10 protein-coding genes and 2 pseudogenes are annotated in these 20,035 nt (G+C 68.2%); 5 read left to right on the plus strand and 7 right to left on the minus strand.

All coding sequences use genetic code 11. The features are described from left to right. Positions 1–1,157 precede the first annotated feature (1,157 nt). The 4 genes and pseudogenes from ASD21_RS24585 to ASD21_RS04040 form a co-directional block, all read right to left on the minus strand. A pseudogene (locus ASD21_RS24585) lies at positions 1,158–2,415 on the minus strand (DEAD/DEAH box helicase); the annotation flags it as partial. Between the two features lie 108 nt (positions 2,416–2,523). Then, complete coding sequence (locus ASD21_RS04030; RefSeq protein ID WP_056437138.1) at positions 2,524–3,729, minus strand: winged helix-turn-helix domain-containing protein; 1,206 nt, start codon at positions 3,727–3,729, stop codon at positions 2,524–2,526. Positions 3,730–3,766: 37 nt separating this feature from the next. Continuing rightward, positions 3,767–5,266, minus strand: coding sequence for a tryptophan halogenase family protein (locus ASD21_RS04035; RefSeq protein ID WP_056437141.1), 1,500 nt, complete (start codon positions 5,264–5,266; stop codon positions 3,767–3,769). A 115-nt stretch (positions 5,267–5,381) separates the two neighbouring features. After that, the gene (locus ASD21_RS04040) at positions 5,382–8,141 is read right to left on the minus strand and encodes a TonB-dependent receptor (protein WP_056437143.1); all 2,760 of its coding nucleotides are present in this window, start codon (positions 8,139–8,141) and stop codon (positions 5,382–5,384) included. 314 nt (positions 8,142–8,455) lie between these two features. Between ASD21_RS04040 and ASD21_RS04045 the strand changes: the two genes are divergently transcribed. Beyond that, on the plus strand, positions 8,456–10,294 hold the full coding sequence (locus ASD21_RS04045) for an alpha-amylase family glycosyl hydrolase (RefSeq protein WP_056437144.1): 1,839 nt from the start codon (positions 8,456–8,458) through the stop codon (positions 10,292–10,294). Further along, the gene (locus ASD21_RS04050; protein WP_200941390.1) at positions 10,291–11,916 is read left to right on the plus strand and encodes an alpha-glucosidase; all 1,626 of its coding nucleotides are present in this window, start codon (positions 10,291–10,293) and stop codon (positions 11,914–11,916) included. The genes ASD21_RS04045 and ASD21_RS04050 overlap by 4 nt, the downstream gene beginning before the upstream one ends. A 705-nt stretch (positions 11,917–12,621) precedes the next feature. Here ASD21_RS04050 and ASD21_RS04055 read toward each other — a convergent pair. Then, the gene (locus ASD21_RS04055; protein ID WP_056437145.1) at positions 12,622–13,146 is read right to left on the minus strand and encodes a GNAT family N-acetyltransferase; all 525 of its coding nucleotides are present in this window, start codon (positions 13,144–13,146) and stop codon (positions 12,622–12,624) included. 808 nt (positions 13,147–13,954) lie between these two features. Here ASD21_RS04055 and ASD21_RS04060 point away from each other — a divergent pair. Then, positions 13,955–14,650 carry a phytanoyl-CoA dioxygenase family protein gene (locus ASD21_RS04060; protein WP_056437147.1) on the plus strand — a complete coding sequence of 232 codons (696 nt, stop codon included), beginning with the start codon at positions 13,955–13,957 and terminating at the stop codon, positions 14,648–14,650. Positions 14,651–14,665: 15 nt separating this feature from the next. Here the strand turns inward: ASD21_RS04060 and ASD21_RS04065 are convergent. Both ASD21_RS04065 and ASD21_RS23800 read right to left on the minus strand, forming a co-directional pair. Beyond that, positions 14,666–15,728, minus strand: a pseudogene (locus tag ASD21_RS04065) (LacI family DNA-binding transcriptional regulator). A gap of 4 nt (positions 15,729–15,732) precedes the next feature. After that, positions 15,733–16,083 (minus strand): hypothetical protein, encoded by a 351-nt coding sequence (locus ASD21_RS23800; protein WP_156398286.1) that lies wholly within the window; start codon positions 16,081–16,083, stop codon positions 15,733–15,735. On the opposite strand from ASD21_RS23800, the gene ASD21_RS04070 reads away from it, so the two are divergent. Both ASD21_RS04070 and ASD21_RS04075 read left to right on the plus strand, forming a co-directional pair. After that, on the plus strand, positions 16,040–17,602 hold the full coding sequence (locus ASD21_RS04070; protein WP_056437152.1) for an MFS transporter: 1,563 nt from the start codon (positions 16,040–16,042) through the stop codon (positions 17,600–17,602). The genes ASD21_RS23800 and ASD21_RS04070 overlap by 44 nt on opposite strands. 41 nt (positions 17,603–17,643) lie before the next feature. Next, positions 17,644–19,974, plus strand: a complete 2,331-nt coding sequence (locus ASD21_RS04075) for a glucan 1,4-alpha-glucosidase (protein WP_056437153.1) — start codon at positions 17,644–17,646, stop codon at positions 19,972–19,974. Positions 19,975–20,035 lie beyond the last annotated feature (61 nt).

Consider the following 20,035-nt stretch of genomic DNA (forward strand, 5'->3'; position numbering starts at 1 on the left):
GGATCGCGGATTTTTAACCCGCTCCGATGGAGGCCCCCGACGGGCGGAGAGTTGGCGCTCTCCGGACCGCCTGGGCGATTTCAGCCCAGGCCTGCCGCTCTCGCCGATCCTTCGCCGCCAGGGCTTCGTCCCGTGTTGCAGGGAACCTGCCGTGGACGCCCGAAGCGTCACTGAAGACCACCGACGAGCGCTTCCCGCTCGACCACCCCCGAAAGCCGCAGCGGTCGCCGTACGTGCGCCCTCCCCATGCCTTCAGGTGGGAGCATTATGCGGGTGGCCGAAAGGGGTGAGGACCAAATCGGGTCGAGAAAGTTCAGGACGTTGAAATCGCTTAACTTCGTCCGCTATCCGCCGGGCGTAGACGCCCGCCGACGGGGACGCGCACTCACGGCAAGCCCTTTGCAACCCGGTCGACGCAGCGGTGTGAGAGCACGTCCCCGTCGGGGCCCTGCGATTGATCCGCCAGCCAGGCACGAAAACGCCCGCTCCTCCGATCCGGAAGGGCGGGCGCAATCTTGAGCGGTGGCTTGACGCCTAGTCTTCGCTGTCGCTGGCCGGGGCCAGGCGCGGCGGGGCGCGCATCAGGAAGGCCGGGGTTTCGTTGCCGAAGCCCACGACGCGGCGGTCGTCGTCGTCCTCGCGGCCGCGGACCGGCTGGACGCCGCGCACGGGCAGCGGCGCGCCCCGGACGGGACGTTCTTGTTCAGCGCGGGCAGGCTCGGCGCGAGACGCGGGGGCGCGCTCGGCCTCGACGCGGGGCTGTTCGCCGCGCTCGGGACGACGATCGCGATCGCGGCCACGCTCGCGGCGGGCCGGGCGGTCGCCTTCGGCGCGTTCCGGACGCGGGGCGCGCTCGGCGATCGGGGCGGCTTCGACGGCCGGTTGCTCGGCGACGGCGTCCTGCTCGACGCGCGGCTGGCGCCCACGATCACGCGACGAGCCGCCACGGTCGCGACGACCGCGCTCGGCGGCGGGGGGCGCTTCGGCGACGACCGGCGCTTCGGCTTCGACCGTCGCGGTCACGGCCTGCTCGCCGCGCGGCTTGCGGACGCGGGCAGGGCGCTTGGAAGGCGCTTCGCCCGGAGCCGCCCCAGGGATCGAGGGGATCGGCTCGCCGGCGATGGCGGCTTCGAGATTGGCGGCGGCGACGGCCGAAGGCTCGGTCGGCGCGCGGTTGCGGTCGCGGTCACGGCCGCGTTCGCCGCCACGGGGGGAGCGGTCGCGGTCACGCCCGCCGCCGCGCTTGCTGTCGCCTTCGCGGCGCACGGTCACGGCGTTGGAATAGTCGAGGTCCAGCTTCTCTTCGGTCGGGGTCGAGCCGATCAGCTTGACGACCTTGTCGAAGCCCTTGTCGTCGCCCGGGGTCACCAGCATGTAGGTGATGCCCGAACGCCCGGCCCGGCCGGTGCGGCCGATGCGGTGAACGTAGTCGTCGGCGTGGTGCGGGACGTCGTAGTTGAACACGTGGCTGACGGCCGGGATGTCCAGGCCGCGCGCGGCGACGTCGGAGGCCACCAGGATCTTCAGCGAACCGTCGCGGAAGGCCGCCAGGGTCTTCATGCGCTGGCTCTGGTCCAGGTCGCCGTGGATGGCGGCGGCGTCGAAGCCATGGCTCTTCAGCGACTTGGCGACGACATCGACTTCGGTCTTGCGATTGCAGAACACGATGCCGGTCTCGATCTGGGCCTTCTCGATCAGGGCCCGCAGCGCCAGACGCTTGGCCTTCGGATCGGACGACGGCACCTTGATCATCAGCTGGGTGATGTTCTCGTTGGTGGTGGCCGGACGCGCCGCCTCGATCCGCACCGGATCCTTGAGGAACTGTTTGGTCAGGCGGGTGATTTCCGGCGGCATGGTCGCCGAGAAGAACAGCGTCTGCTTCTTGGGCGGCGTCATCTTGAAGATGCGCTCGATGTCCGGAATGAAGCCCATATCCAGCATGCGGTCGGCTTCGTCGACGACCAGGAACTGCACGCCGGTCATCAGCAGCTTGCCGCGCTCGAAGTGGTCGAGCAGGCGGCCCGGGGTGGCGATCAGCACGTCGACGCCGCGATCCAGCTTCTTCTCCTGGTCGCCGAACGACACGCCGCCGATCAGCAGCGCCCAGGACAGCTTGGTGCCCTTGGCGTACTTCTCGAAGCTGGAGGCGACCTGGTCGGCCAACTCGCGGGTCGGGGCGATGACCAGGGCGCGCGGCATGCGCGCCTTGGCGCGGCCGTTCATCAGCTTGTCGATCAGGGGCAGGGTGAAGGCGGCGGTCTTGCCGGTGCCGGTCTGGGCGATGCCCAGCACGTCCTGGCCGGCCAGGGCCACGGGAATGGCGGCGGCCTGGATGGGGGTGGCTGTCGTATAGCCGGTGTCGGCGACCGCTTGGAGGGTCGTGGGCGAAAGCCCGAGTTCGGAAAATTCTGTCATATCACGCTGGTCTGAAGTCCGGAGCCGCCCGTGTTTGGGCGAACGGGCGGCGCGGATTCGCCAAGCCTGCTCCGAAGGTGGCGATAAATAGGCTTTGGCGGGCCAAAGTCAATGTCCGCCGATTTCCGCCGCCAGGGCGGAGCTCAAGTCGCCGCTGGCCGCGACCGCGACGCCGGCGAGGCCCAGCCACGCGGCCATGAGCCGAAGCTCGGCGGCCAGCGCCGAAGGCGTGGCGGCGTCGGCCGTCGGCTCGCGATGGGCCGAGAGGACCCGCAGCAGGCCCGCCTTGCGGTCCGCCTTGAGATCGACGCGCGCGGTGATCGCCTCGCCTTGCAGAAAGGGCAGCACGTAATAGCCGTGGGTGCGCTTGTGGGCGGGGGTGTAGATTTCCAACCGTATGCGGACATCGAACAATTGCTCGGCCCGGTCGCGGAACCAGATCAGATTGTCGAACGGGGAGAGCAGGGCGTTGGCGGTGATCTTGCGCGGCCTGCGGGCGTCGGGCGCCAGATAGGCCGGCTGGCTCCAGCCCTCCACCTCGACCGGGACGAGATCACCGCTCTGGACCAGTTGCGCGACGCCGCGCCGGGCGTCGGCGACCCCCATGCGGAAATAGTCGCGCAGGTCGCGCTCGGTGGCGACGCCGAGGGCGCGGGCCGCGCGCCGCAGCAGGACCCGGTGCGCCTCCTCGCGAGAGGGCGTCGGCGCCGACCAGATCGCCTTGGGCAGCACGTTTTCAGGAAGATCGTAGACGCGCTCGAACGTCCCGCGCCGGGTGGCGGTGGTCAGCTCCCCGGCCCAGAACAGGCATTCGGTCGCGCGCTTGGCCTCGCTCCAGCCCCACCAGCCGCTTTGACCGCGCTCGCCCAGGCCCAGTTCGCCGGCCGACAGGGGGCCGCGCTCGTGGATCGCCGCCAGGGCCTTGTCGATGAACGGCCGGTGTCCGGCCAGGAACCCGGCGACGCCCTTCCAGACCCCGACCCCGTTGCGGGCGTCCTCCATCCGCCAGCGCAGCAGAGGCTGCAGGTCCAACGGCATCAGCGAGGCCTCGTGACCCCAATACTCGAACAGCGTCGGCTTCTTGCCCCAGGCCAGGTCTTCCAGCAGGGCGCGTGGATAGGCGCCCAGACGCGAGAACAGCGGCAGGTAGTGTGAACGCGAAACGACGTTGACGCTGTCGATCTGCAACAGGGCCAGCCGCTCGATGACGGCGGTCAGGTGGCGGCGGGTCGGCTGGGCGGGGCGGCCGTCGGCGAACCCCTGGGCGGCCAGGGCGATGCGGCGGGCTTGCTTGTGCGACAGGGTCTCGACCATGGCTCCGAGTGAGCATGGCCGGACGCCCGATGACAAGCTAGCGGGCCGCGCACTGCTGACGGATGAAGTCACCATGGGCGGGCAGGGCGGCCGCGCCGTCGGCGGTGATCTTGCGCAGGTCGGCCAGGAAGCCCAGCAGTTGGTCGTCGGTGAGCTGGCCGGTCATCGGGTGACAGCCGTCCGGCATTATGCCTTGGCCCACCAGCACCTGCAGCCAGCTGGCCTCGAGGAAAAGGTCGTCGGGCTCCTTGAACAGCCGGCCATGGGCGCGGAAGAGCTCGACCTTGCGGATCAGATCCGCGGGGACCGCCGTCTCGCGACAGGCTTTCCAGAACGGCTCCTGGCGCTGGTTGGCCCAGTAGTGCAGCACCAGGAAGTCGCGGATGCGCTCGTACTCCAGTCCGGCCTGGCGGTTGTACTCGTCGATGTCGCGCTGGGCGAAACCCTTGTCCGGGAACAGGTTGAGCAGGCGTGACAGGCCCGACTGGATCAGGTGGATGCTGGTCGACTCCAGCGGCTCCATGAAACCGCTGGCCAGGCCCAGGGCCAGGACGTTCTTGTTCCAGAACTTGTTGCGGCGGCCGGTGACGAATTTCAGCGTCCGAGGCTCGGCCAGCATTTCGCCTTCGAGATTGGCCGTCAGTTGGGCGACGGCTTCGTCCTCGCTGATGAACCGGCTGCAGAACACGTGGCCGTTGCCCGTGCGGTGCTGCAGCGGAATGCGCCACTGCCAGCCGGCGGGGCGGGCGATGGCCTGGGTGTAGGGGCGCGGCGGCTCGACATTGGCCGTGGGGACGGCGATGGCGCGGTCGCAGGGCAGCAGGTCGGACCAGTCTTCGTAGCCGGTCTTCAGAGCCTGCTCGATCAGCACGCCGCGAAAGCCCGAGCAGTCGATGAAGAAGTCGCCCTCGACGACCTCGCCGCTCTCCAGCGTCACCGAGCGCACGAAGCCGTCGGGCTCGCGCAGCGCCGTGCTCAGGATCTTGCCCTCGGTGCGGACCACGCCCAGGCGCTCGGCGTGGGCGCGCAGGAAGCGGGCATAGAGGGCGGCGTCGAATTGGAAGGCGTGGGTCAGCGGTTCGGCCGCGCCGCCGGCCTTGCGGACCGTCCGGTCGAAGCGCCCGGCGAAGGCGGCCCGCGCATTGAGCGAATAGTCCCAGAGCGAATGGTCGTCGCCCTTCGGTCGGCCCGCCAGCCAGTAGTGGTGGAACGGCACGGCGCCCAGCGGACGTCCGATGTCGCCGAAGGCGTGGAGGTAGCTTTGGCCGGGCGAGCGCCAGTCGACGAATTCGATGCCCAGCTTGATCGTGCCCTGGGTGGCCGCCAGGAAGGTGTTCTCGTCCAGGCCCAGGAAGGCGTTGAAGTGGCGGATCTGCGGGATCGTGGCCTCGCCGACCCCGACGGCTCCGATCTCCTCGGACTCCACCAGGCGGATGCGGACCGTGTCGCCCAGGGCCCGGGCCAACAACGCCGCGCTCATCCAGCCCGCCGTACCGCCGCCGACCACGACCACCGACCCGATCCTGTTGTCGGTCATTCCCGCGCCTCTTCCCTTTGAGCTCTTCTCTTTGGAAGAGTCCTGACGCACCCACCCCTAAAAGAAAATCCCCGCCGGACGGAGCCGGCGGGGAGGTCGCAGGGGAGATGTCTGCTTAGAACCGGTACGAAACGCCGACCATGTAGGTGGTGCCGTACTTCTGGTAGTCGATGGTCCGGCGAGGATCGCCGTTCTCGTAGGTCTTGAACGGCTCGTCGGTGATGTTGTTGGCCTGCAGCAGCAGCGACAGACCATCCAGCGGGCCTTGGCGGAACTCGTAGCCGATCTGGGCGTCGAGCACGGACTCGCTGTCGACGGTCCGGTAGATCCGCGCGGCGCTGAGGCCGGCCACTTCGCCCAGGAACTTGCTGCGATAGCGGTTGCTGATCCGGGCGTTGAAGCCGTTATTCTCGTAATAGAAGGTGGTGTTGACCACCTTTTCCGAGAGGCCGGGCATCGAGATCGGAGCCGAGTTCTCGTCCAGCTTGACCTCGCTGTCGGTGTACGAGCCGCTGACGATCAGGCCGAAGTTGCGCAGGGGTTCATAGAAGATGTCGCCCTGGATCGAGGCCGACAGTTCGATCCCGCGGATGAAGCCGCCCTTGCCGTTCTCGGGACCCTTGGCCAGGCCCTGGGTCGTGCCCAAAGCCGCTTGTTGCGCCGGGCTGAGCAGCGGCACGAAGGCCGAGAAGTCCTCGATGTGCGACGAGCTGGAATTCACGAAATTCGACAGGTGCTTATAGAAGCCGGCGGCCGAGATGTAGGCCGAGCGGCCGAAGTACTTCTCGAGCGCGATGTCGACGCCGTCGGCGATGTAGGGCCGCAGCTCGGGATTGCCGCCGTCGGTGCTGAAGAACGAGTTGTTCGGGTCGGTCGACGTGAGGTTGCCGTTGTTCATGTTGAACGACTGGCTGGCGCGCATCTCGTCCATGCGGGCTCGGGCCAGGGTGCGGGCCGCGCCGAACCGCAGGAAGGTCTCGTTGCTCAGGTCGAACGTCAGGTTCAGGCTGGGCAGCACATAGGTGTACTTGTCGCCGCCATCGTTGCTGGTCGGGTGGGCGGTGTCGGCCGGATTGACCTTCGTGCCGGTCGAGAACTGGTCGGTATAGACCACCTGCAGGCCGGTGTTGCCGGTGACCGGGATCGAACCGACCGTGCTGTCGATGTTGAACTTGGCGTAGGCGACCTGGACGTCTTCCTTCACCGCCCAGTTGCGGGTCTGGACGGCCGGGTTCTGGTCGGCGATCAGCGTGTAGTAGCCGTGGTCGAGCAGATAGGTCGGATCATAGGCCAGCATGGCCTTGATGCCGATCAGCTCCAGGCTGACCGTGCCCAGCAGCGCTTCCTTGGGGATCGGACGGCTGAGCGGCGCGCCGTCGGCGATGCGGCCGCCGAAGGTCAGGAAGCTTTCGTGCACTTCCTTGGACTTCTCGCGGCGGCTGGCGTTGTAGCCGAACTCGACCTTGTTGATCGGGCCCCAGGTCAGGTCGCGCTTGGCGCTCAGGCGGATGGCGTTGAGCTCGTCGTTGATCGAGGGGGTGTTGTAGAAGCCCGCCTGGGTCAAGGCCCCGCCGGCCGCCCCGCCGCCCCAGCCTTGGGGGTCGGTCAGCACGAACAGGGTCGAGTCGGTGTAGTCCAGCGTCGAGCCGAAGGTGGTGCCCGCGCCCGGCGTGGTGTTGAAGGTCATGGTGTCGGTGGCGCCGACGCCGGCGGGACCCGTGCCCGAATAGGACTCGAAGATCACGTCGGTGCGCTTGGCTTCCGAGTGGCTGAGGTCCGCCATCAGCGTCCAGCCGTTGTCGGTGTCGTAGGCGGTGTTCCAGCCGACCGACTTCAGGGTGGTGTCGCGGGTGTTGAGGTCGTTGCGCATGACCCCCTTCACGCCGGTGTAGGTCCCTTGGGTGATCAGGCCGCCCTCGGCGGTGTAGCCGGGCTGGAGCATGGCGGAGCTCCAGAACAGCGGCAGCTCGATGCCGCGCAGGATCTGCTTCTCGCGGAACTCCGAATAGTAGAGGTCGAGCGAGGTGCGGAACTTGTCGGTCGGAGCGTATTCCAGCACGCCGATCACGCCGGTGCGCTTGAGATTGTTGGATTGCACGTACGGCTTGGCGCCGCCGATAACCAGATCGCCGGAGGCGGTGGTCGGATAGCCCCAGGCGTTGAAGCGGCGGCTCTGGGTCGGGGTCGAGATGTCCGAGACCGCGACGGCGACGCCCAGCGTGTCGTTCAGGAACTGGTCGACGAAGGTGGCGCTGAGGCGGTGGCCGCTGTCCTTGGCGTCCGGGTTCAGCTTGTCTTCGCTGTTGAACTCGTAGCGGGCGTTGGCCGACAGGACGCGCTTGCCGTACTTCAGCGGGCGGATGGTCTGCAGGTCGGCGGTGCCGGCCAGGCCTTGGCCGATCAGGGCCGCGTCAGGGGTCTTGTAGACCAGCACGCCGCTGAGGATTTCCGACGGATACTGGTCGAACTCCACGCCGCGGTTGTCGCCGGTCGAGACCTGCTCGCGGCCGTTCAGCAGCACGGTGTTGTAGTCGGGGCCCAGGCCGCGGATCGAGATCGACTGGGCGCGTCCGTCCAGGCGTTGGGCGGTCAGGCCGGGCAGGCGGGCCAGGGATTCGGCGATCGAGATGTCGGGCAGCTTGCCGATGTCTTCGGCCGACACGGCCTCGACGATCGAGCTGGAGGACTTTTTCAGCGCGATGGCGTTTTCGATGCCGGCGCGGATCCCGGTGACGGTGATCTCCTCGACGGTGTCGGTGCTCGGCGTGGATGCTTGTTGAGCGTGCGCGGCGCCGGTGGCCGTCAAAAGCAGCGCGAGGCCGGTGGCGGCTCCGCTCATCAGCCGCGTTCGGCGCGGCATGGAATTGGTCGTCATCTGATGCTCCCTCCCAATCGGTTCTCGCGGTTCCGCCGCGATGATCCAAGCTTCGTTGTGAAAATTACTGCAAATAAACACATTCGATTGCAACTGGAAAAATGGACAAAATGTCATGTGTGGCTTTTTGGTCGAGGTCGTCGCGCCGCATTTGCCGAAATACGGGAGAAATTCTCGCTTTTGGAGTGATGAGAGGTCGATTGACAGGGTTGCGTGGTTTCTGCAAAAGATTGCAAACAATGGATCGGCGCTTTACCGACCGATCCGCGTGAAGAGGGAAGGGGGCTAGAGGCGTGGGAATCCCGGGGGCATGGGTGAGTCGATCGGCGCTCTTCGCGTTCGCCGCCGCCGCGATCACGACCGTCAGTTTCGCGCAGGCCGCGACGCCCGTTCGCCAGGCCTATCTGGATCGCGCGCCGCAGGACGAGGTGATCTATTTCGTCTTGCCCGACCGCTTCGCCAACGGCGACGCGACCAATGATCGCGGCGGCCCCGCTGGAGATCTGGTCGGCGATCGGCTGAAGACGGGCTTCGATCCCGCCGACAAGGGCTTCTATCACGGCGGCGACATCGCCGGCCTGACCGCCAGGCTCGACTATATCCAGGGCCTTGGCGCGACGACGATCTGGCTGGGGCCGATCTTCAGGAACAAGGTGGTGCAGGGGCCGCCCGGCCAGGAGTCCGCCGGCTATCATGGCTACTGGATCACCGACTTCACGGACGTGGATCCTCACCTCGGCACGCGGGCCGAGCTGAAGACCTTCGTCGACGCCGCCCATGCGCGCGGCCTCAAGGTCTATCTGGACATCGTCGCCAACCACACCGCCGACGTGATCCAGTACCGCGACTGCCCGGCCACCGGTTGCGACTACCGGTCCAAGGCCGACTATCCGTTCGTGCGGAAGGGCGGGCCGCGAGGCCCCGCGATCAACGACGGCTTCCTGGGCGACGCCTTCTTGGGCGATGGGCGGCGGACGGCCGAGAACTTCGCGCGGCTGACCCGGCCCGATTTCGCCTACCAGCCCTACGTCCCGAAGGGCGAGGCGACGGTCAAGGCGCCGGCCTGGCTGAACGACCCGATCTGGTACCACAACCGCGGCAACAGCCGGTTCGTGGGCGAGAGCTCGACCTATGGCGACTTCTCGGGCCTGGACGACCTGGCCACCGAGAACCCGCGCGTCGTGCAGGGCTTCATCGACATCTACGGCCAGTGGATCGACGATTTCGGGATCGACGGCTACCGGATCGACACCGCCCGCCACGTGAACCCGGAATTCTGGCAGGCCTTCGTGCCGGCCATGCTGGCTCGGGCCAGGGCGCGAGGCATCCCGAACTTCCACATCTTCGGCGAGGTCGCTGAAACCGAGCCGGGAATGCTGGCCAGGTTCACGCGGGTGGACGGCTATCCCGCCGTGCTCGACTTCGCCTTCCAGGGCGCGGTGGCCGACGTCGTCAACGGCAAGACCGGGACCGACGTCCTGGCGCACCTGTTCGCGCAGGACGCGCTCTACGAGGGCGGCGCCCAGGCGGCGCTGCAGCTGCCGACCTTCCTGGGCAATCACGACATGGGCCGGATCGGCCACTTCGTGCGCGCCGCCCATCCCGAGGCCTCGGACGCGGAGATCGCCCGGCGGGTGGTCCTGGCCCACGCCTTCCTGATGTTCACCCGCGGCGCGCCGGTCCTCTATTATGGCGACGAGCAGGGGCTGGTCGGGACGGGCGGCGACAAGGACGCCCGCCAGGACATGTTCGCGACCCGGGTCGACGAATACGCCTCCGCCCGGCTGGTCGACGGCGCTTCGGCGGCGGGCGATCACTTCAAGACCGACGGGGCGCTCTACAAGACGATCTCGGCCATGGCGCGGCTGCGCGCCGCCGAGCCGGCCCTGCGCGGCGGCCGCCAGGTCGTGCGGGCCGCCGGCGACAAGCCGGGCCTGTTCGCGGTGTCGCGGATGACGCCGGCCGGCGAGACCCTGGTGGCGTTCAATACCGGGCTGACGCCGATCACCGTCCAGGTCGAGGTCGACGCGACCTCGCGGACCTGGCGTTCGGCCCACGGTTCCTGCGCGGCCGCCGTCACGGCGCCGGGCAGCTATCGGGTCGAGATCGGCCCGCTCGATTACATGATTTGCGTTTCGGAGGTTGGCCAGTGACGGTCGAGACCCTTTCAAAGCCGTCTACCGATCTGGCCCACGACCGCGACTGGTGGCGCGGCGCGGTGATCTACCAAGTCTATCCGCGCAGCTTCGCCGACACCAACGGCGACGGCGTGGGCGACCTGCCGGGCGTCACCGCGCACCTGGAGCACGTCGCCTCGCTGGGCGTGGACGCCATCTGGCTGTCGCCGTTCTTCACCTCGCCGATGAAGGACTTCGGCTACGACGTTTCGAACTACGAGGACGTGGATCCCATCTTCGGGACCCTGGCCGACTTCGACCGGCTGATCGAGAAGGCCCACGCCCTGGGCCTGAAGGTGATCATCGACCAGGTGTTCTCGCACACCTCCGACGAGCACCCCTGGTTCAAGGCCAGCCGCCAGGACCGCACCAACCCCAAGGCCGACTGGTACGTCTGGGCCGACGCCAAGCCGGACGGCTCGCCGCCCAGCAACTGGCAGTCGGTGTTCGGCGGTCCGTCCTGGACCTGGGACGCGCGCCGTCGTCAGTACTATCTGCACAACTTCCTGTCGGCCCAGCCCGACCTCAACGTCCACAGCCCGCAGGTGCAGGACGCCCTGGTCGCCACGGCGCGATTCTGGCTGGACCGCGGGGTCGACGGCTTCCGCTTCGACGCGATCAATTTCGCGATGCACGACAAGGCCCTGACCGACAATCCGCCGATCCTGAACGGCGAGGGCAAGCGCACCCGGCCGTTCGACTTCCAGCACCACCTGTACAACCAGTCGCACGACGACATCCCGGCCTTCCTGACGCGGCTGCGCCAGCTGGGCGAGTCGTACGGCGGCCGGTTCATGGTCGCCGAGGTCGGGGGCGAGCGGGCCGACAGCGAGATGAAGCTGTACACCCAGGGCCCCGACCGCCTGCACAGCGCCTACGGCTTCCTCTACCTCTATGCCGACACCCTGGCTGCGGACCTGATCCGGCAGGGCGCGGCCATGTGGCCGGGCGGGGAAGGGCAGGGCTGGCCGTCCTGGACGTTCTCGAACCATGACGCGCCGAGGGCGGTGTCGCGCTGGGCCCGGGGACGCGATCCCAAGGCCTTCGCCGAAATGTCGCTGCTGCTGCTGGTGTCCTTGCGCGGCAATGTCTTCATCTACCAGGGCGAGGAACTGGGCCTGCCCCAGGCCGAGGTGCCCTACGACCGGCTGCGCGATCCCGAGGCGATCGCCAACTGGCCCGAGACCCTGGGCCGCGACGGCGCCCGCACGCCGATGCCCTGGGTGGCCGTGGCCGCCCACACCGGCTTCTCCAAGGTCGAGCCCTGGCTGCCGATCGACCCTTCGCACATCGACCTGGCCGTCGACCGCCAGGAGCGCGACGGCGATTCGACCCTGAACGTGACCCGCCGCGTCGTCGCCCTGCGCCGCCAGCTGCCGGGCCTGCGGACGGGCGGCATGACCCTGGTCGACGCCCCCGAGCCGCTGCTGGTCTTCCTGCGCGGCGAGGGCGCGGATCAGGTGCTGTGCGCCTTCAACCTGGGTTTCGAAACGACCGCCTGGGACCTGCCGGCCGGCTGGCGGATCGTCGACAGCGTCAACCTGGCCGGCGAGGGCGCTCTGCCGCCGATGGCCGGGCTGGTGGCGCGGAAGGCCTGAAGCGCGGACGGGGACAGGCCCATGGGCCTGTCCCCAGCCTCTGGACACGACTTGGCCGCCTCACGCGGAAAGCCGCTGAAGTTCGGGGAGGGACGCGGAGCGCCGGGCCGAGCCCGGAAGCTGTTTGAAGAAATACCGTTTTTCGACCAGGACCGACGCTCCGCGCGATCGTTATCCGGGAGCGTCCGGCGATCGGCCCTGTTCAGGCCTCGCCGGTCTTGGCCCCCGACGGGCGGGCCGGGCTCGCGTCGCCCGGTCCCGGAACGCCTGCGTCACCGCAGGCCTGTCGCGCCGCCAGCCCTCAATCCAACGCCGTTTTAGTGTTCCATGCCCGGCCGGCCCCAGATGGATGAAGTTGGCGACCGCCGCCCCCGAAGAGACGCCGACCGCCGCCGACGAGCGCGCCCGCTCGACCGCACCCCAAGGCCGCGAAGGTCGCAGGCCTTAGCGCCCTCCCCATCGCCTTGAGATGAGCTGATTATGCGGCGGCGGGAGAGCGGGAGGATAAGTGGATTTTAGGCGTTGAATTCGTTGGAGAAACACGCCGGGAGCGATGGGGATAAGTTTCTTCAAGCCCGCGGCCAGGCGGCGGACGCGGCCGATCACTCCAAGCCGCCTCTTCGAAGGTCCGAGAAGGGTGGTGGGCTCAACCGGTGAACGCAACACGCTAACTTTTCTTCGGACAGGGAGCGTGCGCGTCTCATCTCAGGCCGGCGTGAAGCCGCGCCGCTCAATCCCATAGAAGAGATGTTTCTCGGATCCGGGCTCCACGGGAGCGGGGCGTTCCGCCAGCAGCGTCGCGCCGATTTTTTCCGCGGCGCGGCGAGACCTCAGGTTTGATTCCGCGATGCGAAACAGCACCCGGTCCACGACGCCGAATGCGTGTTGGAGCATCAGCTGCTTCATCTCCGCGTTGAACACCCCGCCCCACCATTCCCGCCCCAGGAAGGTCCAGCCGATCTCGACTTCGTTCGGCTCGACGAATTGGGGGGAATAGCGCGACCAGCCCATGATCCTTCCCGACGCCGCCTCGACCGCGACCAAGGCGCCGCCGGAGCTCAGGCCATCTTCGAAATAGGCCCGAAACTTGTCGAGCAAGTACCGGTCGCGATCCGGATGGCCCGCCCACACCTGCGGATCGGAGCCCACTGAAAACAGGCCTTCCCAGTCGCTTGCCACCACCGGACGCAAGTTGAGGAGCCTGCCGCTCAGTTTTGGCTGCCAATCCATTCCAGTTCACTCACCTAGCGAGATCAAAGCGGGTCCGACGCGCAGCGCGCAAACCGTTGGCGGCAACCCGAGCTGCTTAGTAGCGGACCTCTTAGGCGTCGCCTATGGGTGGGAAGCGGACGTTCGCTAAGGTAGCGTTTTCGGGTCGAGTCGGGAGTGTTGCGCGCTATGAGGTTGTGGCCAGCTTTAGCTGGGAAGCTCTCCGACGCCGAACAGGCTGAGTTGGCATTGAGGTGGATTGGCGGGACGCTGATGGGTCTCGCTGTGGCCATACTCGCAATTGGCTATCTTCTGTTCCACCAGCTGTGGCTATCCGTACCAACCTTGCTTTTAGGCCTCGCCGGCTTCGAGCTTTACCGAGGTGAAATCCGCCGTTCTGGTATCCGAGCGATTATTCTTGTGTCTTGCCTCGGCTTTCTCGTAGCGGCTTTCGTATTCGTCTCGACATGGTCACCAGAGAGCAAATCCTCGGCCGTTCGTTTCCCGGCATTGCTAGCAATGGTCCTAGTATCGGCCGTGCTAGTCGTCGGCCTCCGAGCACGTCACGCGGCGAGGATCATCGATCCCCCTCCATCTGCTCCTTGGTGGCTTCCCTAAGCGGCCTCACGACTAGGGCGCGAAGGCTGACCTCCCCGGGGTCCGCTCAGGGTCGGTTGCGGGCATCGACACCAGACCGGAAACCGGACCTTCGCCGCGTGCTATCGTCGGGTCTGGGGCGTCCGGTCCGGGCCGCGCCAACGGAGCGTCGATCCTTGGACAGCGGTCCATCCCCACTTCAAAAGGGACCCAGGGTTGCTAAGCTCAAGCCATGAGCGATCTCCTGACGCCCACCAAGGTCGATCCGCTGGAGGCCGAGCAAGCCGCCGCCCTGGACCGCGACGGCTATCTGCTGCTGCGGGGCGCCGTGCCCGAGGCCTGGCGTGACGCCCTGCGCGCCGCGTTCGACATCGGCGTGGGGACCCATGACCAACTGGCCGTCGCGCCGCGAGGCCCCGGCTGGCGTCACGCCCTGGTCGATCTGGACCCCACGGTGCAGCGGACCTGCCGACAGCCCTCCCTGCTGGCGGCGGCGGGGCGGATGCTGGGCGGTCCGTTCTTCCTCTCCCAGGTCGAAGGCCGCGAGCCGCTGCCGGACGGCGGCCATCAGCGCCTGCATCGCGACGGCGCGGGGCTGCACGCCGTCGGCGCCCTGGTCTTCCTGGACCCCTACGGGCCGGACAACGGCGCCACCCGCGTGGTGCCGCGCCATCTCGATCCCGGCGACTTGGGCGGCGATGGGGGCGGCGAGCCGGACGAGGCCCTGTCCCTGACCCTGGCGGGCGAGGCGGGGGACATCCTGGTGTTCGACGCCGACCTTCTGCATGGCGCGACCCGCAACCGCTCCGGCGCGCGGCGACGTTCGCTGCTGCTGAGCTTCAAGCCGGAGCGCGATCGGGCGGCCGAGGACGCCTGCCGCGCCGTCCGCAACGTGCGCATGGACACCCGCGAGGTGTTCGTCCCGTAAAGGGCAGGGAGCTCGCTAGCCCCCGCAGGACTCGCGGATGATCAGGTCGGTCGGCACGCGTTCCGAGCGGCTGGCGCCCTGGCCGCTGGCGTCCAGCAGCTTGGACACCATCAGCCGCCCGGCCTTGGCGGTGTCCTGCGAGATGGTGCTGAGCGCCGGGCGCGAATAGCGGGCGAACGGCACGTCGTCATAGCCGATCACCGAGACGTCGCGCGGTGTCGACAGGCCCGCGTGCTGCAGGGCGCGGATGGCCCCCAGGGCGATCAGGTCGGAGGCGGCGACCACGCCGTCGAACTTCACCCCGCGCTGGATCAGCGAGTCGACGCTGGCCTCGGCCGACTCGACCTCGAAATGGGCCGGCACGATCAGTTCCGGATCGACGCCCAGGCCGAACTGCTCGACGGCGTCCAGATAGCCGCGGTGGCGCTGCATGGCCTCGGGGGCCTCGGTGTCGCCCAGGAAGACGATGCGCTTGCGGCCCAGGCGGGCCAGATGCAGCGTCGCGCGCTTGGCGCCCAGCGGATTGTCCGAGCCCACCGAGCAATAGGCCTGGTCGGGCAGCTGCGCCCCCCAGACCACGAAGCGGCCCTCCGTCTCGGCCAGGCGGTTGAAGGCGGTGTGCAGCCAGCTCTGGCCCAGGAAGATCACCCCGTCCGCGCGGCTGGTGGTCATGGCCACCGACAGGTCCTCGAAGCTGGTCGGGGCCACGTGGCTGATCACCAGGTCGCATCCCCGTTCACGCGCCGCCTCGCCGACCCCGGCCAGGAGCTCGAGGAAGAACGGGTCCGACAGCCGGCCCTCGCGGCCCTGGGGCCGAGGCACGACGATGGCGATCGTGCCCTCGGCGCCGATCGGGCCGGCGGGCATGTAGCGGCGGAACGGATAGTCCATCTCGCGCGCCAGCTTCCAGATCAGCTGCTTGGTGCGCGTGTTGACCGCCGGACTGTCGTTCAGCGCCCGCGAGGCCGTGGAGATCGACACCCCGGCCAGCTTGGCTAGGTCTTCAAGCCGCGTCGCGCCCTTGGTCACTGTCCTGTCCGCCCCGTCCGTCGTCGTTGCTGCAAATTTTGCCGCAAATCTTTTCAGACCTTTGTTAAGGCGCCGTGGCCATGGTTTTCAAGCGCCGTCGACGCGGCGCCGCGGCGGTTGTGCGTTCGGTCTTGAAAATTTATGCAATTTCCTGACGTTTCAGCGATGACGCGCCCGCCGTAACTCGCATCGAGGCAAGGGCGTGGTTGGGAAATCCTCGCCATTTCGTCCTGATAATGCGCGGGAATATTGGAAAATCCCGTTGCCAGCGTGATCGCCGCGTGCACAAATGCCCCAACACAAAGCGCTGAAAAAATTTGCGCAAGCGCCTTGGTCAACGGGGCGTCACAGGGGGAGCGGATGGCGACCAAGGCCCGGCTGAATTTCTTCCAGATCTGGAACATGTGCTTCGGGTTCTTCGGGATCCAGATCGGCTTCGGCCTGCAGAACGCCAACACCTCGCGAATCTTCCAGAGCCTCGGCGTCGAGGTCAACCAGCTGGCCATCCTGTGGATCGCCGCGCCGGCCACCGGCCTGCTGGTGCAGCCGATCATCGGCTATCTCAGCGACAAGACCTGGGGGCGTCTGGGCCGGCGGCGTCCGTACTTCTTCTGGGGCGCGATCCTGACCAGCGCCGCCCTGCTGGTCATGCCCAACGCCCCCGTGCTGTGGATCGCAGCGGCCGCCCTGTGGGTGATGGACGCCTCGATCAACATCACCATGGAGCCGTTCCGCGCCTTCGTCGGCGACAACCTGCCCGATGAGCAACGCGCCTCGGGCTACGCCATGCAGAGCTTCTTCATCGGCACGGGCGCGGTCCTGGCCTCGGCCCTGCCGTGGATGCTGACCCGCTGGTTCGGCATCAGCAACGCGGTGGAGGGCGGCGGCGTGCCGCTGTCCGTGCACATCGCTTTCTACGTCGGCGCGGCGGGCGTGCTGTTGGCGGTGCTGTGGACGGTGTTCACCACCCGTGAATACAGCCCCGACCAGATGGCCGCTTTCGAGGCCGCCGAGCGGGCGCGGAAGGGCGAGGCGCCGTCCATGGCGGCCGACACGCCCACCCGCGCCGTGCGGGCCTACATGGTCGGCGGTGTCGTCTGGACCCTGGCGGGCGTCGTTCTGGCCGTCGCGATCTTCGCCACGCGGCTGGAGAAGGAGGTCTATGTCCTGGCCGCCATGCTCGGGGCGTTCGGCCTGGCCCAGATCGCCGCCGGCCTGCTGCGGCGGGGCGGGAAGACCGCCAATGGCTTCTCCGAGGTGGTCGAGGATCTGTTCCGCATGCCCGACACCATGAAACAGCTGGCGGTGGTGCAGTTCTTCTCGTGGTTCGGCCTGTTCGCCCTGTGGATCTACACCACCCCGGCCGTCACCGCCTTCCACTACCATGCCACGGACACCGCCTCGCGGGCCTATAACGACGGCGCCGACTGGGTGGGGGTGCTGTTCGCCCTCTATAACGGCGTGGCGGCGTTGGCGGCCCTGGTGATCCCGCTGATCGCCCGCGCCGTCGGCCGCAAGGCCAGCCACGCTCTGTGTCTGGGCCTGGGCGGTCTGGGCCTGGCGGCGTTCCCCCTGATCCGCGACCCGGTGCTGCTGTGGATCCCGATGATCGGCGTGGGCTTTGCCTGGTCGTCGATCCTGTCGGCCCCGTACTCGATCCTGTCGGGCGCGGTGCCGGGCCCGAAGATGGGCGTCTATATGGGCATCTTCAATTTCTTCATCGTCATCCCGCAGCTGCTGGCCGCGACCATCCTGGGCGTGCTGCTCAAGACGTTCTTCGACGGTCAGGCGATCTGGGCCTTGATCCTGGGCGGCGGTTCGATGCTGGCCGCGGCCGCCTGCGTGTTCCTGGTCCGCGACGTGGGCGAGCCCAGGGCGCTGGCCGCCGCGGCTCCGTCTCCCGAAGCACTCTCAAAAGCTTGATCCGCGTCCTTGTCGACGTCGCCATTTCACGAGGTAGTTCCATGCGTTGCCTGAAGATACTCGCCTTGGCCTCGACGGCCGCGACCGCTCTGGGAAGCGCCGCCTGCGCCGAGACCCCGACCACCTGGGCCTATGCCGCCAAGACCGGAGTCGGCGCGTCCTACGAGGCCTATGTCGACGGCGCCTACAAGGACGGCGGCCCGACCGGCGCGGTGTCGAAGGTGTGGTTCTCGATCGCCGACGGGACCCTGACCGAGACCATGTACGGCCTGATCCACGAGGCCCAGATCAAGCAGCTTCGGGTGGCGGTGAAGACCTCGACCGGCCTGGCCGTCGAGGGCGCCGACACCACCTCCAAGACCGAATACCTGCACGTCGACGCCGCCGGCCGGCCGCTGTCGCCGGCCTACAAGGTGACGACCACCGACAAGCAGGGCCGGTTCGAGATCGAGAAGCGGATCTTCACCGACCCGGACCGCAACGCCCTGGTCGTGCGGGTCACGGTCCGCGCGCTGAAGGGGCCGGTGACGCCGTTCCTGGTGCTGGAGCCGCACATGGCCAACACCGGCGGCGGCGACACGGGCGCGGCGACCGCCGCCGCCCTGACCGCTTCGGAGGGCAAGGCGTTCCTGAGCCTGAAGGGCGGCAAGCCGTTCGTGAAGGCCGTCGCCGCGCCGCTCGGCGCCGACGCCCTCGCGGCCGTGAAGCCGGCGGCCCTGACCGGCGGCGCCTCGGCCACGGGCGCGATCGTGCTGACCGCCCAGCTGCCGGAGCAGGCCTCGGGCGAGGCGACCTACGACTTCGCCATCGGCTTCGGCGGCGACGCCCAGGCCGCCGACCAGGCCGCGTCCGCCACACTGAAGACCGGTTATGACGAGGTGCTGGCCCGCTACAACGGCGAGGGCGACCGCGTCGGCTGGGAGGACTATCTGGCCTCGCTGACCGAGCTGCCGCGCCTGCGCGAGGTCTCGGAGGACGGCGGCAAGCTGGTCCAGGCCAGCGCCCTGATGCTGAAGGTCCAGGAGGACCGCACCTATGCCGGCGCCCTGATCGCCTCGCTGTCCAATCCGTGGGGCGACACCGTCGACGCCTCCAAGCCCTCGACCGGCTACAAGGCCGTCTGGCCGCGCGACTTCTACCAGTGCGCCATGGCCCTGGCCGCCCTGGGCGACAAGCAGACGCCGCTGGCGGCGTTCCACTACCTGCCCCAGGTGCAGGTCAAGGCCGGCATGGCGGGCAACACCGGCGTCGGCGGCTGGTTCCTGCAGAAGACCTGGGTGGACGGCACCACCGAATGGGTCGGCGTCCAGCTGGACCAGACCGCCATGCCGATCATGCTGGGCTGGAAGCTGTGGAAGCTGGGCTGGCTGCCCGAGGCGGACCTGAAGGCCTATTACGGCAAGATGATCAAGCCGGCGGCCGACTTCCTGGTCGACGGCGGCAAGGTCGGGGTCGGCTGGAACCACGAGACCATCAAGCCGCCGTTCACCCAGCAGGAGCGCTGGGAAGAGCAGGGCGGCTATTCGCCCTCGACCACCGCGGCGACCATCACCGGCCTGGTGGTGGCGGGCGACATCGCCGAACTGGCCGGCGACACGGCCGGCGCGGCCCGCTATCGCGCCACGGCCGACGCCTATTCGGCCAAGGTCGAGGCGCGGATGGTCACCACCAAGGGGCCGTTCGGCGACGGGACCTATTATGTGCGCCTGAACCAGAACGAAGACCCCAACGACCACGCCCCGATCGGCGCCGCCAACGGCCAGATCGCCCCGCCCAAGGACCAGGTGGTCGACGGCGGCTTCCTGGAGCTGGTCCGCTACGGCGTGCGGCGGGCCGACGATCCGGCCATCGTCGGCAGCCTGCCCGAGCTGGACGACACCAGCCGGGCCGACCTCTACCGCGTGCGCTACGACTTCACCTTCCCGGGCGTGACGGGCGAGTTTCCGGGCTGGCGGCGCTATGACGTCGACGGCTATGGCGAGGACGCCAAGACCGGCGCCAACTACGGCGTGGGCGGCCAGATGAGCCCGGGCCAGCGCGGCCGGGTCTGGCCGATCTTCACCGGCGAGCGCGGCCACTACGCGCTGGCGGCGGCCAGCCAGCACGGCAAGCCCGACGCCGCCGCGATCCAGGAGATCCGCGACCGCTACGTCAAGGCCATGGAGCTGTTCGCCAATGAGGGCCTGCTGATCTCCGAGCAGGTCTGGGACGGCGTCGGGGCGAACCCGCGCGGCTATCCGCGCGGCGAGGGCACGGATTCGGCCACGCCCCTGGCCTGGTCGCACGCCGAATACGTCAAGCTGCTGCGCTCGGTCAGCGACGGCCAGGTGTGGGATCGCTACGCGCCGGTGGCGGCGCGCTACGCGAAGTAGAACAGCCAAGCTCCGCCCGCGCCGGTGAAAATCGGCGCGGGCGAAAGCTTCACCTTAGGGG

It is taken from the genome of Caulobacter sp. Root1455, from assembly GCF_001426905.1.
GTDB lineage: Bacteria > Pseudomonadota > Alphaproteobacteria > Caulobacterales > Caulobacteraceae > Caulobacter.

Bases quoted from the DNA above. Each gene is read 5' to 3' on its own strand.
- ASD21_RS04030 (WP_056437138.1), bottom strand. From the start codon at position 3,729: ATGGTCGAGACCCTGTCGCACAAGCAAGCCCGCCGCATCGCCCTGGCC.
- ASD21_RS04035 (WP_056437141.1), bottom strand. From the start codon at position 5,266: ATGACCGACAACAGGATCGGGTCGGTGGTCGTGGTCGGCGGCGGTACG.
- ASD21_RS04040 (WP_056437143.1), bottom strand. From the start codon at position 8,141: ATGACGACCAATTCCATGCCGCGCCGAACGCGGCTGATGAGCGGAGCC.
- ASD21_RS04055 (WP_056437145.1), bottom strand. From the start codon at position 13,146: ATGGATTGGCAGCCAAAACTGAGCGGCAGGCTCCTCAACTTGCGTCCG.
- ASD21_RS04060 (WP_056437147.1), top strand. From the start codon at position 13,955: ATGAGCGATCTCCTGACGCCCACCAAGGTCGATCCGCTGGAGGCCGAG.
- ASD21_RS04070 (WP_056437152.1), top strand. From the start codon at position 16,040: ATGGCGACCAAGGCCCGGCTGAATTTCTTCCAGATCTGGAACATGTGC.
- ASD21_RS23800 (WP_156398286.1), bottom strand. From the start codon at position 16,083: ATGTTCCAGATCTGGAAGAAATTCAGCCGGGCCTTGGTCGCCATCCGC.
- ASD21_RS04075 (WP_056437153.1), top strand. From the start codon at position 17,644: ATGCGTTGCCTGAAGATACTCGCCTTGGCCTCGACGGCCGCGACCGCT.